The 17,945-nt window shown below is 69.5% G+C and carries 16 protein-coding genes; 10 read left to right on the top strand and 6 right to left on the bottom strand.

The window, feature by feature from the left end:
• The first annotated feature begins 40 nt into the window (after nucleotides 1-40).
• Nucleotides 41-2,749, top strand: a complete 2,709-nt coding sequence (gene polA, locus FHU38_RS09045) for a DNA polymerase I (RefSeq protein ID WP_167168877.1) — start codon at nucleotides 41-43, stop codon at nucleotides 2,747-2,749.
• Here the strand turns inward: polA and FHU38_RS09050 are convergent.
• Entirely contained in the window at nucleotides 2,746-2,925 is a 180-nt protein-coding gene (locus FHU38_RS09050; protein WP_167168880.1) for a hypothetical protein, read from the bottom strand. The two genes, polA and FHU38_RS09050, sit on opposite strands and share 4 nt — an antisense overlap.
• Here FHU38_RS09050 and FHU38_RS09055 point away from each other — a divergent pair.
• Nucleotides 2,924-3,352 carry a hypothetical protein gene (locus FHU38_RS09055; RefSeq protein ID WP_167168883.1) on the top strand — a complete coding sequence of 143 codons (429 nt, stop codon included), beginning with the start codon at nucleotides 2,924-2,926 and terminating at the stop codon, nucleotides 3,350-3,352. The two genes, FHU38_RS09050 and FHU38_RS09055, sit on opposite strands and share 2 nt — an antisense overlap.
• A gap of 35 nt (nucleotides 3,353-3,387) precedes the next feature.
• A complete protein-coding gene (locus tag FHU38_RS09060; RefSeq protein ID WP_243852218.1) occupies nucleotides 3,388-3,936 on the top strand; it encodes a hypothetical protein in 549 nt (182 codons plus the stop codon).
• 88 nt (nucleotides 3,937-4,024) lie between these two features.
• Here the strand turns inward: FHU38_RS09060 and FHU38_RS09065 are convergent, their stop codons facing one another.
• The gene (locus tag FHU38_RS09065) at nucleotides 4,025-4,873 is read right to left on the bottom strand and encodes a class I SAM-dependent methyltransferase (RefSeq protein ID WP_167168886.1); all 849 of its coding nucleotides are present in this window, start codon (nucleotides 4,871-4,873) and stop codon (nucleotides 4,025-4,027) included.
• 271 nt (nucleotides 4,874-5,144) lie between these two features.
• Here FHU38_RS09065 and rpsA point away from each other — a divergent pair, with 271 nt between their 5' ends.
• Entirely contained in the window at nucleotides 5,145-6,638 is a 1,494-nt protein-coding gene (gene rpsA, locus FHU38_RS09070) for a 30S ribosomal protein S1 (protein WP_167168888.1), read from the top strand.
• A 200-nt stretch (nucleotides 6,639-6,838) separates the two neighbouring features.
• The gene (gene coaE, locus FHU38_RS09075; protein WP_167168891.1) at nucleotides 6,839-8,023 is read left to right on the top strand and encodes a dephospho-CoA kinase; all 1,185 of its coding nucleotides are present in this window, start codon (nucleotides 6,839-6,841) and stop codon (nucleotides 8,021-8,023) included.
• Nucleotides 8,024-8,036: 13 nt separating this feature from the next.
• Here coaE and FHU38_RS09080 read toward each other — a convergent pair whose 3' ends face one another.
• Nucleotides 8,037-8,879, bottom strand: a complete 843-nt coding sequence (locus FHU38_RS09080) for a PaaX family transcriptional regulator (RefSeq protein WP_167168894.1) — start codon at nucleotides 8,877-8,879, stop codon at nucleotides 8,037-8,039.
• 191 nt (nucleotides 8,880-9,070) lie between these two features.
• Between FHU38_RS09080 and FHU38_RS27940 the strand changes: the two genes are divergently transcribed.
• The 5 genes from FHU38_RS27940 to FHU38_RS09105 are packed head-to-tail and all read left to right on the top strand — an operon-like array spanning nucleotide 9,071 to nucleotide 15,575.
• Nucleotides 9,071-10,771 (top strand): ATP-binding cassette domain-containing protein, encoded by a 1,701-nt coding sequence (locus FHU38_RS27940; protein WP_167168897.1) that lies wholly within the window; start codon nucleotides 9,071-9,073, stop codon nucleotides 10,769-10,771.
• A complete protein-coding gene (locus tag FHU38_RS09090; protein WP_167168900.1) occupies nucleotides 10,768-11,658 on the top strand; it encodes a branched-chain amino acid ABC transporter permease in 891 nt (296 codons plus the stop codon). Before FHU38_RS27940 ends, FHU38_RS09090 begins: the two co-directional genes overlap by 4 nt.
• The gene (locus tag FHU38_RS09095) at nucleotides 11,651-12,751 is read left to right on the top strand and encodes a branched-chain amino acid ABC transporter permease (protein ID WP_167168903.1); all 1,101 of its coding nucleotides are present in this window, start codon (nucleotides 11,651-11,653) and stop codon (nucleotides 12,749-12,751) included. The genes FHU38_RS09090 and FHU38_RS09095 overlap by 8 nt, the downstream gene beginning before the upstream one ends.
• On the top strand, nucleotides 12,748-14,004 hold the full coding sequence (locus FHU38_RS09100; RefSeq protein ID WP_167168906.1) for an ABC transporter substrate-binding protein: 1,257 nt from the start codon (nucleotides 12,748-12,750) through the stop codon (nucleotides 14,002-14,004). Before FHU38_RS09095 ends, FHU38_RS09100 begins: the two co-directional genes overlap by 4 nt.
• Nucleotides 14,001-15,575 (top strand): class I adenylate-forming enzyme family protein, encoded by a 1,575-nt coding sequence (locus tag FHU38_RS09105; RefSeq protein ID WP_167168910.1) that lies wholly within the window; start codon nucleotides 14,001-14,003, stop codon nucleotides 15,573-15,575. The genes FHU38_RS09100 and FHU38_RS09105 overlap by 4 nt, the downstream gene beginning before the upstream one ends.
• A gap of 165 nt (nucleotides 15,576-15,740) precedes the next feature.
• Here FHU38_RS09105 and FHU38_RS27265 read toward each other — a convergent pair whose 3' ends face one another.
• From FHU38_RS27265 to FHU38_RS09120, 3 genes are all read right to left on the bottom strand, one after another.
• Nucleotides 15,741-16,049 carry a hypothetical protein gene (locus FHU38_RS27265; protein ID WP_243852219.1) on the bottom strand — a complete coding sequence of 103 codons (309 nt, stop codon included), beginning with the start codon at nucleotides 16,047-16,049 and terminating at the stop codon, nucleotides 15,741-15,743.
• 17 nt (nucleotides 16,050-16,066) lie between these two features.
• Nucleotides 16,067-17,299 (bottom strand): acetamidase/formamidase family protein, encoded by a 1,233-nt coding sequence (locus FHU38_RS09115; RefSeq protein ID WP_167168913.1) that lies wholly within the window; start codon nucleotides 17,297-17,299, stop codon nucleotides 16,067-16,069.
• A gap of 103 nt (nucleotides 17,300-17,402) precedes the next feature.
• Nucleotides 17,403-17,933 (bottom strand): DUF402 domain-containing protein, encoded by a 531-nt coding sequence (locus tag FHU38_RS09120; RefSeq protein WP_167168916.1) that lies wholly within the window; start codon nucleotides 17,931-17,933, stop codon nucleotides 17,403-17,405.
• Nucleotides 17,934-17,945: the final 12 nt, after the last annotated feature.

The following is a 17,945-nucleotide window of genomic DNA, read 5'->3' on the forward strand; positions in this document are numbered from 1 at the left end:
ACAGGCGGGACTGTCCGACCCTCACCCTAGACTCACGTTCGTGAGCCCCCAGCAGAACACCTCCGTAGCCAACGACACATCCCGGCTGCTGCTCATCGACGGGCACTCGATGGCGTACCGGGCCTTCTTCGCGGTGCCTGCCGACCGCTTCCGCACCTCCACCGGGCAGGTGACCAACGCGGTGTTCGGGTTCACCTCGATGCTGATCAACCTGCTGCGAGACGAGAGTCCCACACACGTGGCCGTGGCCTTCGACGTCTCACGCAAGACGTTTCGATCCGAGGCCTTCGCGGACTACAAGGCCAACCGGCTGACGACCCCGGACGACTTCAAGGGCCAGGTCGAGCTGATCAAGGAGATCCTGGCGGCGCTGGCGATCCCGGTGCTGGAGAAGGAAGGCTTCGAGGCCGACGACATCATCGCCACGCTGACCACGCAGGCGTCCCCGGATTACGAGGTGCTCATCTGTACCGGGGACCGCGACACCCTGCAGCTGGTCAACGACTCGGTCACGGTGCTGTACCCGCGCAAGGGCGTCTCGGACCTGGTGCGGTTCGACCCCGACGCGGTGCTGGAGAAGTACGGCCTCTCGCCGTCGCAGTATCCAGATTTCGCCGCACTGCGCGGCGACCCTTCCGACAACCTGCCGGGCATACCCGGCGTGGGGGAGAAGACCGCGGCCAAGTGGATCAAGCAGTTCGGCAGCCTCGGTGAGCTGATCGACCGGGTCGACGAGGTCAAGGGCAAGGTCGGCGACGCGCTGCGGGCCCACCTCGACGGGGTACTGCTGAACCGCCAGCTCACCGAGTTGGTGAGGGACGTGCCGCTGGACCCGGCGCCGGGCGACCTCGCGGTGCGACCGTGGGACCGCGACGCGGTGCACCGGCTGTTCGACGAGCTGGAGTTCCGGGTGTTGCGCGACCGGCTGTTCGCTACGCTGTCCAGCGCAGAACCGGAGGCCGACGAGGGTTTCGAGGTCTCCGGTGGCGCGCTCGAACCGGGCACGCTCGGCGACTGGCTTGACCGGCACGCCCGTGCGGGCGGCACGGTGGGATTGTCGTTGCGGACCACGGGCGCGTCGGTGAACTCCGACCTGCTGTCGCTGGCGCTGGCCGCGCCCGACGGCGACGGCGCCTACGTCGACGTATCCGGATTGGACGAACGCGACGAGAAGGCACTGGTGGCATGGCTGGCCGACGGGACCGTTCGCAAGGTCGGCCACGCGCTCAAGGTGCCGTTGCACGCCGTGCTGGCCAGGGGCTGGACTCTGGCGGGGTTGGTGATGGACACCGAGCTGGCCGCCTACCTGGTGCGCCCTGGACAGCGGTCGTTCGAGCTGGAGGATCTGGTGCTGCGCTACCTGCGCCGCGAGCTGCGATCCGAAGGCTCCGGTGACGGCGGCCAGTTGTCCCTGCTCGACACCGACGATGCCGACACCCAACTCGTGCACGGCGAGCTGGTGCGGGCCAGGGCGGTGGCGGAACTGGCGGCGACGCTGTCGGACGAACTGGGCAAGATCGGCGCGGTGAAGCTGCTCGAGGAGATCGAGCTGCCGCTGCTCGAGGTCATCACCGAACTCGAGGCGGCGGGCATCGCGGTGGACGCCGACGCGCTGACCACGCTGGAAGCCCACTACGCGGCCCGCGTCAAGCAGGCGACCGAGCAGGCGTACCAGGTGATCGGCAAGCAGATCAACCTGGGCTCGCCCAAACAGCTGCAGGTGGTGTTGTTCGACGAGCTGGGCATGCCGAAGACCAAGCGGACCAAGACCGGCTACACCACCGACGCCGACGCGCTGCAAACCCTGTACGAGAAGACCGAGCACCCGTTCCTGCGGCACCTGCTGGAACACCGCGACGCCACCAGGCTACGCAGCACGGTGGAGGGTCTGATCAAGTCGATCGCCGACGACGGCCGTATCCACACCACGCTGCACCAGACCATCGCCGCTACCGGGCGGCTGTCGTCGGTCGACCCCAACTTGCAGAACATCCCGATCAGGACCGACGAGGGTCGCCGGATCAGGGAGGCGTTCGTGGTCGGCCCCGGCTACTCGGAGCTGATGACCGCCGACTACAGCCAGATCGAGATGCGGATCATGGCGCACCTGTCGGCCGACACCGCGCTGATCGAGTCCTTCCAGTCCGGATTCGACTTCCACGCCGCCACGGCGGCACGAGTGTTCGGCGTCGAACCCGCCGATGTGACGGGTGAGCAGCGCGCCAAGATCAAGGCGATGAACTACGGGCTCGCCTACGGCCTTTCCGCCTACGGGTTGTCCCAGCAGTTGCGGATCTCCACCGAGGAGGCACGCGGGCTGATGGACGAGTACTTCGCCAGGTTCGGCGGGGTGCGCGACTACCTCCACACCGTGGTGGACAAGGCCGCCAAGGTCGGGTACACGGAAACGATCTTCGGTCGCCGCCGGTACCTGCCGGACCTCACCAGCGACAACCGGCAGCGCCGCGAGATGGCGGAGCGAATGGCGCTCAACGCGCCGATCCAGGGCAGCGCCGCCGACATCATCAAGGTCGCGATGCTCGGGGTGCACCGCGCGCTGGGCGAGTCCGGGTTGCGCAGCCGGATGCTGCTGCAGGTCCACGACGAACTGGTGCTCGAGGTCGCCGACAACGAGCACGCCGACGTCGAGACGCTGGTGCGCAAGGAAATGGGCGCGGCCTGCGAGCTGGCCGTTCCACTGGAGGTCTCGGTCGGTTTCGGCCGGTCGTGGAACGACGCCGCGCACTAGGCACCCACCCGATCCTCACCCTGCCGCGCTGGTTGCCCGAACCAGCGATCACTCGATACGAGCACCGCGGCTTCGGTGCCCGTACGCCGGGCAAACAACTCCGGTACCGACACCCAGGCATTGCGGAACAACGCCGACAACGCCGACAACCGCTGTCTCGGAACGGAGGAATTCATGAAGAAGGTGTGGAGGATCGGGGTTCTCGTCGCGGCCGTGCTGGCCGCGATCTTCGCGCTCACCGCCATGAGCTCGGCGGCGGGCACCGCGGAACAGCCAGCTGCGGCGCAGGCCCAGCGTGACTGCGTGGACCTGGAGGCACTCGAGCAGCCGCTGTTCTCGGAAGTGGACACCAGCTGCATCGAACTGCCCCGCCCGGTCGAGGCGCCCGCCGCCCCGGCCGCGTGTACCCAGCACGATCTCGGCCAGGCGGTGCTCACCCTGTGCGGTGACCGCGCCGCTTCCGGTGGCTTCACCACGGTGCGGTGGGGCGAGTTCTGCACCGACGACTGCCAGCGTCTGCTGGACCGCGTGTGCCAGTCCTCGCCGTGGCCACAGCGTTGTGGCGGCTGGATGAATCCGGTCACCAGGCAGGCCACCGCCTAGGAATGACAAACCACCCGACTGGGTAACCAGCGGGCATGGCGGACCGCAACGCGTTGCTCATGGCGGGGTCCGGCATGCTCAGCGAACCGGCCGCACGACTCGTCGCTCAAGGGTGGCGGGTCGTGCTTCCGTGTCGCCGCTATCACCCGATTCCCGTCACCGAAACCGAAACCACGGGAAAGGCGATCTGGACACGGGCGGACTGGGATCGGCCGGTGGAACTGGCCGCCACCGTGCGGGCAGCGCTCACCGGCCCCGCCGAACTGCTGGTGAGCTGGTTGCACGAGTCGTATCGCCGCTCGGTGCTCACCGCCGTGGAACCGATGCTCGCTCCGGGCGCGCCGGTGGTCGAGGTGCGGCCACTCGCAGAGTTGGCGCACGGCATCGCGGAGCCGGAGCCGCTGCTCGGCGACCACCCCACCCAGCAGGTGCTGTTCGGCGAGGTGTCCGAGCGCGACACCGCCCGCGCACTGGGCAGCCGGGAAGTGATCGACGCGGTGCTCGCCGCGGTCGAACGGGCACTGCTCGGCAAGCCGTCGTCGCTGCATCAGGTTGGCGGGCGCAGACCCGCGCACCGGTACTGACGGCCACCCGAGTGCGCTCGCGCCGAGCAGGCCCTGGTGCGGCTACCGTGTTCACCTGCCGGGTCGGTGCGGCGCGCGGCGAACCCGGTCACGGGCCCAGCACGGTGCTGAAGACGGCGGTGCCGGGGAACAGTCGTCCCCGCAGCGGGCTCCACTGGCCCCACACTCTGGTGTGTCCCTCGGGCCATTCCGGCTCCACCAGGTCGACCAGCCGCAGCCCGGCAAGGTTCAGTGCACGCACGTAGTCACCAAGTGTGCGGTGGTACTCGACGTAGGTGGCATCGCCGGACTCGTTCACCTCGACGTAGGGCGTGCGGTCGAAGTACGGCTGGGCGGCGGTGAGCCCCAACGGGCCCGGATCGTCGGGAAAGATCCACCGGATCGGGTGGGTCACCGCGAACACCCAACGCCCTCCCGGCCGTAGCACGCGTGCGACCTCGGCGAACACCGCGTCGAGGTCGGCGACGAAGGGCACCGCGCCGAATGCCGAGCAGGCGGCGTCGAAGCGGGACGAGCCCAGCGGCAATCGCTCGGCGCTGGCCTGCAGCAACGCGGGGCGTAGACCAGTGCGCCCGTTCGCCTCGGCGGCGTGGCGCAGCATGGCGGAGGACAGGTCGAAGGCGACCACCCGCGCGCCCCGCTCGACCAGCCAGCGGGCGCAGGGAGCGGACCCGCAGCCGATCTCGAGCACGTCCTTGCCGGTGACTTCGCCGAGCAGTCCGGCTTCCGCTTCGCGCAGTCCCTCTGGACACCACACGAAGTCGACCTGCCCGAGGAAGTCCTCGTGCTCGGCGAGGTAGGCCTCGGCATCGGCGTCCCACCAGGCTCGATTCGCCGCGGTGGCCTCCGCCGATCCGACCGGCCGGTGGCTCACCCGCGCGGTGCCGAGCAGGCTCTCGGCGTCCGCGTGCCGGGAGCCTGGTACGGGATCGGACACGACGGTATTCTCCTTCTCGGTTGCCTGACGCCCCCGCGTGGCCCCTCATTGTGTGGCCGCGGTGTGACCGCGTAGGATAGCTGTAAGCGCAGTGGGTTCGCGCTGCCTTCGACCCAGCGGAACGCATGCTGGGACTCCGGGGTCGCGCACTGGTGATGCTCGCGGCCGTTCTTGATCGAACGATTGCACAGCGATCGCCGTTCTGCCCACGACGCGCTACGCAAACCGCAAAGCCTACGAGACCCCAGCCGCTACCGGAGCAACCCACCTAATGACCATCGACACCACCACCGCCCCGACGTCCTCCCCACAGGCGCAGCAGGTCGCCGTGAACGACATCGGGACGGAGGAAGACTTCCTCGCAGCTATCGACAAGACAATCAAATACTTCAACGATGGCGACATCGTCGAAGGCACCATCGTCAAGGTCGATCGCGACGAAGTGCTGCTCGACATCGGCTACAAGACAGAGGGTGTCATCCCCTCCCGCGAGCTGTCCATCAAGCACGATGTCGACCCGGCAGAGGTTGTCGCCGTCGGTGACGCGGTGGAGGCCCTTGTTCTGCAGAAGGAGGACAAGGAAGGCCGCCTGATCCTGTCGAAGAAGCGCGCGCAGTACGAGCGCGCCTGGGGCACCATCGAGGAGCTCAAGGACAAGGACGAGCCGGTCAGCGGAACCGTCATCGAGGTCGTCAAGGGCGGCCTCATCCTGGACATCGGTCTGCGCGGCTTCCTACCCGCGTCGCTGGTGGAGATGCGCCGCGTGCGCGACCTGCAGCCCTACGTCGGCCGCGAACTCGAGGCCAAGATCATCGAGTTGGACAAGAACCGCAACAACGTGGTGCTGTCCCGCCGGGCCTACCTGGAGCAGACCCAGTCCGAGGTGCGCAGCGAGTTCCTCAACGCGCTCGCCAAGGGCCAGGTCCGCAAGGGTGTCGTGTCGTCCATCGTCAACTTCGGTGCGTTCGTCGATCTCGGCGGTGTCGACGGTCTGGTGCACGTGTCCGAGCTGTCCTGGAAGCACATCGACCACCCCAGCGAGGTCGTCGAGGTGGGCCAGGAGGTCACCGTCGAGGTGCTGGACGTCGACATGGACCGCGAGCGCGTTTCGCTGTCGCTGAAGGCCACCCAGGAAGACCCGTGGCGGCAGTTCGCCCGCACCCACGCGATCGGGCAGATCGTGCCGGGCAAGGTCACCAAGCTCGTCCCGTTCGGCGCGTTCGTCCGTGTCGAGGAGGGCATCGAGGGCCTCGTGCACATCTCCGAGCTGGCCGAGCGTCACGTGGAGATCCCCGAGCAGGTCGTGCAGGTCGGTACCGAGGTCATGGTCAAGGTCATCGACATCGACCTGGAACGGCGCCGGATCTCGCTGTCACTGAAGCAGGCCAACGAGGGCTTCACCTCCGACTCGGACTTCGACCCGACTCAGTACGGCATGGCGGCCGAGTACGACGAGCAGGGCAACTACATCTACCCCGAGGGCTTCGACCCCGACACGCAGGAGTGGCAGGAAGGCTACGAGAAGCAGCGTGAGGAGTGGGAGAAGCAGTACGCCGAGGCGCACGCTCGCTACGAGCAGCACATGCGTCAGGTCGCCGAGGCCGCGCAGGCCAACGCGGCCGCGGCTGCCGAGGGTGGCAACGCGGGCGGTGAGCAGAACTACAGCTCCGCGCAGCCCGAACAGGAGCAGCGGGCCAGCGGTGGGACGCTCGCCAGCGACGAGCAGCTCGCGGCTCTGCGGGAGAAGCTCTCCGGCGGTGCGTGAGCGTCACTCGGTCCGCTACTGAGCATCGACTGACGGCGGTGGCCCCGGTTCTTCGGTGAACCGGGGCCACCGCCGTTTTCGTCGGCGCCCGGATCCGGTCGAGCGCGGAACTCGCGGGCGGGAGTGCAGGACTCGCGGGCGGGAGTGGGGGACTCGCGGGCGGTCTCGGTGGTGGCATTGGGGGCTGGTTCAATGCTGGCATGCTGCGAGTGGGTCTGACCGGCGGGATAGGCGCGGGCAAGTCGACAGTCGCCGCACGGCTGGCCGAGCACGGCGCCGTGCTCATCGACGCCGACCGGATCGCCAGGGAGGTGGTCGAGCCGGGTACGGAAGGGCTGGCCGAGTTGGTCGCAGCCTTCGGTCCGGACATCCTTACCTCCGAGGGCGCGCTGGATCGGCAGGCGCTGGCCGCCAAGGCCTTCGCCGACGAGGACTCGCGGCTGCGGCTCAACTCGATCGTGCACCCGCGCATCGGGGCCCGTACCGCCGAACTCATGGCCGCCGCGGCACCGGATGCAATCGTGGTGCACGACGTCCCGCTGCTCGTCGAGGGCAATCTCGCGCCCGCCTACCACCTGGTGATCGTCGTGGACGCCGACGAAGACGTGCGGGTTCGCCGCCTCGTGGAGTCGAGGGGCATGGCCGAGGACGACGCCCGCGCCCGGATCGCGGCACAGGCGGGCACCGAGCAGCGGCGCGCGGTCGCAGACGTATGGCTGGACAACGGTGGCCCGCGCGAGGTCGTACTGGCCGAGGTGGACGCGTTGTGGGCGGACCGGCTCGTTCCGTTCGAGGCGAACCTGCGGTCGCGCAGGCCGCGCGGGCCCGCATCGCCGGTGCTGGTGGAGCCCGACCCCAGCTGGCCGAGGCAGGCCGAGCGGGCGCTGGCCCGGATCAGGCTCGCGGTGGGAGAGCGGGCGCTTCGGGTCGACCACGTCGGTTCCACCGCCGTGCCGGGGCTGCTCGCCAAGGACGTGCTCGACCTCCAACTGACGGTGTCCACACTGGACGATGCTGACGCGCTTACCGACGCGCTCGCCGAAGCCGGGTTTCCGCCCATGGGCGGGCAGTGGTTCGACGAGCCGCACGGAGAGCCCGGCCTGTGGGAGAAGCGGGTGCATGTCGGAGCCGACCCGGGCAGGGCGGTGAACCTGCACGTACGCGCCACGACCAACCCCGCATGGCGGCTGGCGCTGCTGTTTCGCGACTGGTTGAGCGCCAACCCCGAAGAACGCGACGACTATGTCGAGGTGAAGCGGGCACTGGCGGACAAACACGCCGCCGACGGCACGACCGAGCACTACGCGGCCGCGAAGCAGGGCTGGATCGGCGCCGCGTTCGAGCGAGCGGGGCGGTGGGCCGACGACACCGGCTGGACGCCGTAGCGGGCGAGGGGCCTCAGCGGCGACCGGCGTCGGAGTGCAGCAGCTTCCGAAGCCATGCCGAGGCGTGCGGTTCCAGTTCGTCGAAACGTTCCCGGTACAACTCGGCCGAGTCAGGAGCGGGCCAGTCGGCGGGTAGGTGAGAGGCTGGCAATCCCGGGTCGGTACGCAGCAGTTGCAGCCAGTCGGCGCCCAGCAGCGTCAACCGGGGAATCCAGCGACCCTTCCTGCCACGGTCGGGTTTCCACGCGGCGATGAACGACTCGTGCTCGGCGCGGATCATGTCGATGTCCCATGCCTTGCGCAGCAGCGCACCGACGTCGGTGCCGCTCATCGGGGCGGCCAGGAACGCGTCGGCGACACCGGTCACCTCCGCGAACTGCTCCCCGGCGAACACCTTCGCGATGTCCACCCTGCCGGGCGCGATCCACAGCCCGTCGCGCAGGCCTCCGAACCCTGCCCACGCCAGCCGCGCACGGATCTGGTGGCGCAGGTCGCGCCTGCTTTCCGGCATGGAGTAGCTCAGCAGTGTCCACTCCCCGTCGGCGTGAGTGAACGGTCGCGGTGAGTCGACCCGTTCCTTGGCCTGCCGGAGCAACCTTTCGGCGGCGGGGGTGAGGTCGAACCTGGCCGTGCGGCCTTCCTGAGTGCGTTCCAGTAGTCCCTTGCGGGTCATGCGCGCGAGCGTGGCGCGGGCGGCCGCCTCCGCGACGCCGAGGTCGCCGAGCACGTGCAGGAACACGCGCGTGCTGAGCGGAGGGCAGTCGCTGTCGAGCACCAGCGAACCGAGGAAGGACAGCAGCAACTGCTGCGGGCGGCGGTTCCTGCGCACGCCCTCGCCTTCTCGTGGCCCGCTCACTCCGGCAGCCCCCTACGCAAGAGGTGTCGATCACATAAATAGTCGAAGCTGTATTGACGCACGGCAGGAATATATCTAACGTTTCCCTCGCGGTCGAACCCGATTGTTGTTCCCGTCTGCTGGCCCGTCGGACCCCGGACAGGTCGGACCTCACAGCTCCACCCAGCGAGAAACTCAGCAGGAAGGCGGCTATGCCGACGCAACTCAGCGACGAGTGCGATCCCGTAACGGGCGCTGCCCAAGGCAGCCGGCGGGAACCGTTCGGGCCGCCCGAGGACCCGTTGCTGGCCGTGGACGATCTCGAAGTCCGCTACGACGGCGCGGTGCAGGCTTTGCGCGGGGTGTCGCTGTGGGTACCGCGCGGGTCGGTGGTCGCGGTGCTCGGCAGCAACGGCGCAGGGAAGACCACGCTGCTGCGGGCGATCTCGGGGTCACTGGGCAACGTGGGCGGCGCCGTGACCGCGGGTTCCATCCACTTCGACGGTAAGCCGATCACGGGCGGAGCGGCCGCGGAAACCATGCGGTCGGGGCTGGTGCAGGTGCCGGAGGGTCGCCGGCTCTTCCGCGACCTCACGGTCGAGGAGAATCTGCGCGCGGGCGGTTTCGCCGTGCGTGACCGCGCGGCGAAACGGGAAGCGTTGACCCGTGTGTTCGACCTGTTCCCCGTGCTCGCCCGGCGGCGCCGCCAGCGCGGCGGGCTGCTCTCCGGCGGTGAGCAGCAGATGCTTGCCATGGGCAGGGCGCTGATGAGCGCACCTCGGCTGTTGCTGCTCGACGAGCCGTCGCTCGGACTCGCCCCGCAGTTGGTGCACCAGATCGGCGAGCTGATCACCGAGATCAACGAGCAGGGCACCTCGGTGCTGCTGATCGAACAGAACGCGGCGATGGGCCTTCGAGTGTCCGATGTGGCCTTCGTGCTTGAGGTGGGTACGGTCACCGCCGCGGGTCCCGCCGAAGCACTCGCGGCGACGGACGAGGTCAGGCAACGCTACCTGGGTGGCACCGGCCCGGTGCCCGAGGCGGCTCCCGAGGCCGAACAGGCGAAGCCGCAGCGGGTCTCGGCAGCCGACATCGGCGAACTGGCCGCCGTCATGCACGCGGGAGCCAGGCGAGACACCGCGAGCGCGCGGCCGCTTCGGGTGGACAACCTCACCGTCCGGTTCGGCGGCATCACCGCGCTGTCCGGGGTGTCGTTCGACATCACGCCGGGCACGGTGCACGCGCTCATCGGTCCCAACGGAGCCGGCAAGTCGACCTGCATCAACGTGCTCGGCGGCGCCTACCGCGCCACCGAGGGCGCGGTCCACTACGGCGAGCACAAGCTCACCGACCTGCGCCCGCACCGCATCGCGGACCTCGGTGTGGCGCGCACCTTCCAAAACATCTCGCTGTCGCTGGAGCTGACGGTGGAGGACAACCTGCTGACCGGCAGGCACCGGCTGATGCGCGGCGGCGTGCTCGGCGCGGGACTTCGGCTGCCCGGCGCGCGCAGGGAGGAACGTGAGCACCGGGCGCAGGTCGGCAGGGTCGCCGAGTTGCTCGGCATCGAGCACCTGCTCGGGCGCGAGGTGCACACGCTGTCCTACGGCGACCGGAAGCGCGTGGAACTCGGCAGGGCACTGTGCGCGGAGCCGACCCTGCTGTTGCTGGACGAGCCGGTGGCCGGGATGAACCACGGCGAGTCGCAGGACATGGCCGCGATGATCAGCGCGGTGCAACGGGAACTGGGTATCTCGATCCTGCTGGTCGAGCACGACATGCCGTTCGTGATGGGACTGGCGGAGCGGATCACCGTGCTCGACTTCGGCAAGTGCATCGCCGACGGCACGCCGGACGAAGTGCGGCGCGACCCCGAGGTCGTGCGGGCGTATCTGGGGACGGAGGCCGCGTGAGTTACCTGCTGAGCCAACTGGTCAACGGACTGTCGCTGGGCCTGGTGCTCGGGCTGATCGCGGTCGGGTTCGTCGTCGTCTTCAAGGCGACCGGCGTGCTCAACCTCGCGCACGGCTCGGTGCTGCTGCTGGGTGCCTACCTCGTCGCGAAGCTGCACGAACCGCTGGGGTTCTGGCTCGCGGCGGCCGCCGGGGTACTCGGTGCCGCGGTCGTCGCCGCGCTCATCAACACGCTGCTGGTGCGACGCGTCGCCGAGCCCAATCCGGGCACCTTCGCGATCCTCACCATCGGCGTCGACATCCTGCTGCTGACCGAGCTGACCCGCGAGATCGGCAACGACGTGCTCAGCAACGGCGCGCCGTGGGGCGCGGACGTGGTGGAGTTCGCCGGGGTGACGCTGCCCGCCTCAAGGGCCATCGCGGCCGTGCTGGCGATCGTGTTGTTCGGCGTGCTCGGGCTGCTCGCCGCGCGCACCAACTGGGGTATCGGGATGCGCGCCGCCGCGGCGGACGGCGACACCGCGTCGCTGATGGGTATCCGGCTGAGCCGCACGAGCGCGACGGGCTGGGCGCTGGCCGGCGCCTTCGCCGCCATCGCGGGCGTGTTCCTCACCTCCTTCCCCGCCACCGGTGTGACTCCCAGCGTCTCGCTCGTCGCGCTGGCCGCGATCCCGGCCTGGGTGCTCGGTGGCTTCGACTCCATCCCCGGCGCCATCGTCGGTGGGCTGGTGATCGGGGTCGCGCAGGCGTTTGCCGTCGGCTACGAGTCGGAGCTGCACTTCCTCGGCCGAGGGTTCGGCGAGGTCGTCCCGTACGCGGTGATGCTGCTCGTGCTGCTGGTGCGGCCACAGGGACTCTTCGGTGGAAAGGAGGCCATCCGTGTCTGAGCGGATGACCAGGTCGGCGGGAGTCCCGATGCTCGCGCTGGGCGGGCTCGCCCTGCTGGCCGCGCTCGCGCTGCCGCTGTGGCTCGACGACTTCTGGCTGCAGACGGGGCTGTTCGCGATGGCCGCCGTCGTGGGCGCCATCGGGCTGACGCTGCTGGTGGGGGTGGCCGGGCAACTGTCACTGGGGCACGCGTTCTTCATCGGCGTCGGGGCTTACACCTACACGGTGCTGGTCGGCGAGCCGGGCGAACGGGTGCTCGGTCTGGGGCTGCCCCCGCTGCTGGCGCTGGTCGCCGCGGGCGCGGTGGCGGGGATGGCGGGCGCGCTGTTCAGCCCAATCGCGGGCAGGCTGCGTGGCATCTACCTCGGGCTGGCGTCGCTGGGACTGGTGTTCCTCGGCAGGCACCTGTGGATCAACCTCGAGGATCTCACCGGAGGATTCAACGGCCGCTCGGTTGAGCCGTTCGCGGTGCCGGGCTTCAGTTTCAGCAACCACGATCCCGACTACCTCGCCGTGCTTGGCACCGAATTCGACGGCCTGCACCGGCAGTGGTACCTGTTCCTCGCCGTCGCGCTGCTGGCGGCGTGGTTCGCCTACGGCGTCAAGTCCAGCCGGGTGGGCAGGGCGCTGGCGAGCGTACGCGACAGCGAGGTCGCCGCCGCCTCCGTCGGCATCAACGTCACCACGGCGAAGGCCACCGTGTTCACCCTCTCGTCGGTGTACGCGGGCGTGGGCGGCGCACTGATGGCGCTGGCATTCAGCAGGATCGCGCCCGATTCCTTCGGGCTGCTGCTGTCCATCGACTACCTGGTGATGATCGTGCTCGGAGGCGTGGGCTCGGTAGCCGGCGCCTCCGCTGGTGCGGTGTTCGTTTCCGTGTTGCCGCTCGTGCTGGCCGAATACAGCGCGCAACTTCCGTTCCTGTCCGATGTCGGCTCCGGCGGCCTCGACGGGGCCACTCTGAGCCGCCTGATCTACGGCGCCGCGATCGTCGCCGTCCTGCTGTTCCTGCGCGGCGGCCTCGCCGGAGGTCTTGACCGACTGCGCCAGCGCCTTGTAGCACCGACGTCAAAGGAGACCGTCGCATCATGAGAAGGATCCGCACCCTGACAGCCGTGGTCGCCGCGGGCTGCGTGGCCGTGCTGGCCGCCTGCAGCACCACGGACCCCAACGCCTCGGGCGGAGGGGGAAACCCGGACGAGGTCAAGACCGGCAACGGCGTCACCGACACCGAGATCAACATTGGTGTGCTGACCGACCTTTCCGGACCGTTCGCCGCGGGCGCGGCGGTGCAGGTGGAGGAGAAGCGCGCGTACTGGGCAGCCAAGAACGAGGCGGGCGGCATCTGCGGTCGCAAGGTGAACCTGCAGGTGCAGGACCACGGCTACGACCCGCAGAAGGCGGTGTCGCTGTACCGCAGCATGTCCGGCGACGTCGTCGCGTTGCAGCAGGTGCTCGGCTCGCCCGTGGTCGCCGCCGTCCTTCCGCTGGCGCAGGAGGACAACCTCTACGTCGGCGGCATGGGCTGGGCCAGCGTCGCCCTCGACAAGGAGGTCGCGCAGGTCCCCGGCTCCACCTACAGCATCGAGGCCGCCAACGCCGTCGACTACCTCATAGACGACCTCGGTGTCGCCAAGGGCAGCAAGATCGGTCACGTTTACTTCGTCGGTGACTACGGCAGCGACGCGCTGGCGGGTGCGCGACATGCCGCGAAGGAGCGCGGTGTCGAGATCGTGCCCATCGAGATCACCCCGAAGGACACCGACCTCTCGGCGCAGGCGGCTTCGCTGCAACAGCAAGGGGTTTCCGCGGTGCTGCTCTCGGCCGCGCCATCGCAGCTGGCCTCGCTGTCGGCCGTGCTCGACTCCAGGGGGGTTGACGTGCCGATCATCGGCAACACACCCACCTTCAACCCCGCCCTGCTCGACACCCCGTCGCGCAAGGCGCTGGTGGACAACGTCTACAGCATCACCAGCATCGCCCCATACACCGCGGAGGGCGAGAACGTGAAGAAGTCCGTGGAGCTGTACGAGTCCAAGGCGCCCAATGGTGCCAAGGGCTGGGAGGTTCCGCTGGCCTACGCGCAGGCCGAGCTGCTGTCGCGGGCGCTTGAGGGCGCGTGCGAGAGCGGTGACCTCACGCCCGAGGGCGTGGTGGCCGCGATGCGCGAGACGTCCGATCTGGACACCGGCGGGCTGTTCCCCGGCAAGTTGGACTACACCAAGGTCGGTGAGCCGCCGACGCGTGAGGTGTTCGTGTCCAAGGTGGACCCGGATGTCCCGGCCGGGCTGCGGGTCGAGAAGACCCTGGAAGGCCCGAGCGCCAGCAGCTACCAGTTCGAATGAGCCTCGCTCGCTCGCAGTGGCAGGCGGTGCCGCCAGCTGCGCTGGACGAAGCCGTAATCGGCGACGTGCTGCGCAGGGCGGCCCGCCTCGGCCCCGCCGACGTGGTACTGACCACGATCGGTTCCGGTGGTGAGCACAGTTGGACGGCGGCGCGGCTGCTCGCGGACGCGGAGGCGGTCGCCGCCTCGCTGCTGCGCCGCCACCCGGTGGGTTCGCACATCGCGACCTTCCTGTCCAACGGGCCGCACGCGGTGCTGCTGCAACTCGGGGTGGCGCTGGCGGGCATGGTGCTGGTTCCGGTGAATCCCAAGTCGAGGCCACCCGAACTGGAGCACGCGCTCACACTCGCCTCGGCGGTCAGCGTTCAGGTGGACACCGGCGGCGCCGACCTGGTGCGTTCGGTGGTGTCCCGGTTGCCGGACCCGCCCGAAGTGGTGGTACTCGACGAGGACCCGCGCTCGCTGCTCGGCGAAGGCGAACCCGCCGCGCTGCCCGCCGTTGACCCGGATTCGCTCGCGCAGATCCAGTTCACCTCGGGAACGAGTGGTCCGGCGAAGGGCGTGCGAATCCACCATCGCGGCATGGTTGACACCGCGCATGCCTTCGCCCGCCGCATCGGACTGCCGCCGGGCGGGGTGTGGCTCAACCCGATGCCGCTGTTCCACACCGCAGGCAACGTGCTCGGCGTGCTGGGTGCGCTGTGGCAGCGGGCCGAACACGTCGTGCTGCCGTTCGAGCCGGGAGCGGTGCTGCGGGTGCTGCGGGAGCGGGCCGTGACCCTGCTTTCGGCCGCGCCGACACTGCTGCACCTGCTCATGGCCCAGCCGGGCTTCCCCGCAGGGCGTTTCGGATCGTTGCGAGTGGTGTTCACCGGCGGTTCCACGCTGACACCGAGGATGGTTGACACCATCGAGTCCGGCTTCGGTGCGCGGCTTTCGGTGACGTTCGGGATGACCGAGACCTGTGGTTGCGCGCTGCAGACCGCGCCACTGACCGACAGCGACGAGGTGCGAAGGAACACGGTCGGCCTGCCGATCGAGGGCACCGACGTGCGGGTGGCGGGTCCCGACGGGACCGTGCTCGCGACGGGGCAGCGCGGTGAGTTGCTCGTGCGTGGCTCCCGTATCACCAGGGGCTACTACGGCGACCCTGAGGCAACCGCGAGGGCCATCGACGCCGAAGGCTGGCTGCACACCGGTGATCTGGCCGAGATGGACATTCACGGCAGGCTGCGCATCGTCGGCAGACTCAAGGACATGATCAAGACTGGTGGCGAGAACGTGTCCCCTGAGGAGGTAGAGGACGTGCTCGCGGGCCACCCGGACGTCGAAAGGGCGGCGGTGGTGGGCACGCCGGACGAGCGGTGGGGCGAACTGGTGGTGGCGTTCGTGGTGCCGTCGGGCGCCGCGCCACAGCCGGACATCGAGGCGCTGGACGTCTACTGCAGGCAGCGGTTGGCGCCGTTCAAGGTGCCACGGCGCTGGCACGTGGTGACCGAGCTGCCCATGACGGCCTCGGCCAAGGTGCGAAGGGCCGAGCTGCGAGAGCGCGCGGCCCGACCGCACCCCTGACCCGCGAGTCCCCCGCTCCTGCCCGCGAGTTCCCCGCTCCTGCCCGCGAGTTCCCCGCTCAGGTCCGCGAGTTCTGCGTTCCTGGACTCTGCCGGGCGGTCGGCGGCGGTGCCCGGGTGTGATGCCGGCGCTGACCCACCTGGTCGGACCGTACGGAACGTGGCTTCACCCACGCCCCTGCAACGAACGCACCCGCCTGCGTACGGCAGCGGTGGTTCGCTCGCGATCCCCCGTCGCCAGCAGGTCCAGCAGGGTGCTTCGCAGCAACGCGAGCACCTCGGTGCGCACCGCGCGGCCTTCCTCGGTTTCCCGCTCGGCCTCGGGCTGGTGAGCGGCGAGCATCTCTTCGGCCAGCAGCTCGTAGGGCAGTACTGGGCGCTCGACCTCACCGTGCCACCGAGCGCGGGTGACAGCCGGGCACTGGCGTAGCTGGTCTCGCACACCCGGTGTGCCTGCCGCCAAGAGCAGCAGCAACCGCGTATCGCTCGCGCTCAGCGGCCGAGATCCGTCTTGCGGATGAGGCCGTGTATGCCGGTGGTGATGTCGACCACCTGGGACACCTGGAAGTCGGTGGCCGCGCTGAGGTAGGCGTAGGCGAGGGGTTCCGGCATCCCGTGCTCCTCGGTGAGAAACCGCATCGCGCTGCGCACCGCCCGCTTCATGGCGACGTCCAGGCTGGTCTCCTGCCCGCCGACCGGCCCGTCCGGGTCGGAAAGCCCGATCGGTATCCAGTGATCGGGGGTCTCGCCGAACGGCTCGTGGAAGGCGAGCTTCGGTGCGGGTCCTCCTGGCGGGATGGTGGTCAGCCGGAAGGTCGCGCGCAGCGAGCCTTCCATCGCGGTCAGCGCTACCTCGCCGTCGCCCTGAGCCATGTGCGGGTCGCCGGTGAAGAACAGCGCACCCGGCACTCGCACCGGCAGGTACAGCGTGCTGCCGGCGCCGAGGTCGTTGATGTCGATGTTGCCGCCCGCGTCGGTCGGCGGCACCGAGTTCACCAGGTCCGAGGTGTCCCGCGCGACGCCCATGACGCCGAGGAACGGTGCCAGCGGGAACCGGGCCACCTCGCCGGGCAGCACACCGACCAGTTCGCCATCGCGGCTGCCGACCTCGGTGAACACGCTGATGTTGCCACCGGTGTTGAAGTAGGCCGCCAACTCCGGCCTGCCCACCCAGGCATCGGGATACTCGCCGGGCAGCGCGCCCTTGCCGTGCCGGTTGGACACCACGCCGTACGGCACCCGCAGCCGCAGGTCCAGCACCTCGATCTTCAGCGTGTGCCCCGGTTCGGCACCGCGGATCGCGACCGGTCCGGTGATCACGTGCGGGCCGGGGCCGTCGTGGGCCACCCTGGCCGCCACCTCGACGGCGTCGGTGAGAACCCGCGACGGCCTTACGCCGTGGCCGGTGAAGTACTCCAGCGGGTCCTTGCCCTGGTCCTCCAGCACGCCCTCGTGCGAGGCCGTGTCGATGGTGATCACCGCGCCGGAGTCGATCACGGTCGCAGGCGTGCTGTCGCGATTGGGCAGCCTGCCCCAGGTCACGGTGTCCGGTCCCGCGGCGAGGTAATGCCCGCGTCGTGGGCCCGCGTTCGGTTGCAGAACCGAGGGTCCCCGCCGTCGGGTGGTCGCCGCGGCGGTCCCCGCGGGCAGGGCGGCCGCGCCCACCGCCGCGAGCCCGGTCGCCGCTTTCAGCAGCTTCCTGCGTTCCCATGTCGGCATCGTCATGCGGCGCAACCTCTCACCGCCGTATGTCGAGGCTGTTGCGGCCGTGTGAGTGCGGCGTTGCGCTGCCGCGTCGCATGCTCTGCCTGCAAGCCGGTGGGCAGCGTCAGTCGGCTTCCGGGTGGCGCTTCCAGTGCAGCCGGACACCCAACGTCGCCAGCCACGCGGCGAGGTCGTAGCCGTGCCGGGCGAGCGAGTCGACGGTGCCGAAGGCGGTGTCAAGCGCCCAGGTCGCCTGCCGTTGCGACACCAGTCCGGCGGCCGTGGCGGCCAGCAACTCGTCGGTGTCGACCACGCGCACCTCACGGTGGCAGCGCAGCACGAGGTCCAGGTACAGATCCGTGGTGTGCCACGCGCGGTCGTGGGTGTCGACCTCGACCGCCACGATGTCGAGGTAGAAGTCCTGATCGCGCTCGTGGCCGGGGTTGAACCAGAAGTCGGAGACTCGCAGTCCCAGTTCCGGCAGCAGCCACGACTCGAGGTAATGAAACTGCGCCCGCCCAGGCACCGGTCGCGCCAGGTACAGCCCGAACGGCTCCACCCGGTACTCCTGTACCGGGCGGACAGTGCCCTTCGGGTCGGTGTTGGTCATCGCGTCGACGTCGAACCGTTCGTGTTTGGGCGGGTGTACGGCCATGCGGGCCATCTT

The sequence above is a fragment of the Saccharomonospora amisosensis genome, assembly GCF_011761185.1.
GTDB classification, from domain to species: domain Bacteria; phylum Actinomycetota; class Actinomycetes; order Mycobacteriales; family Pseudonocardiaceae; genus Saccharomonospora_A; species Saccharomonospora_A amisosensis.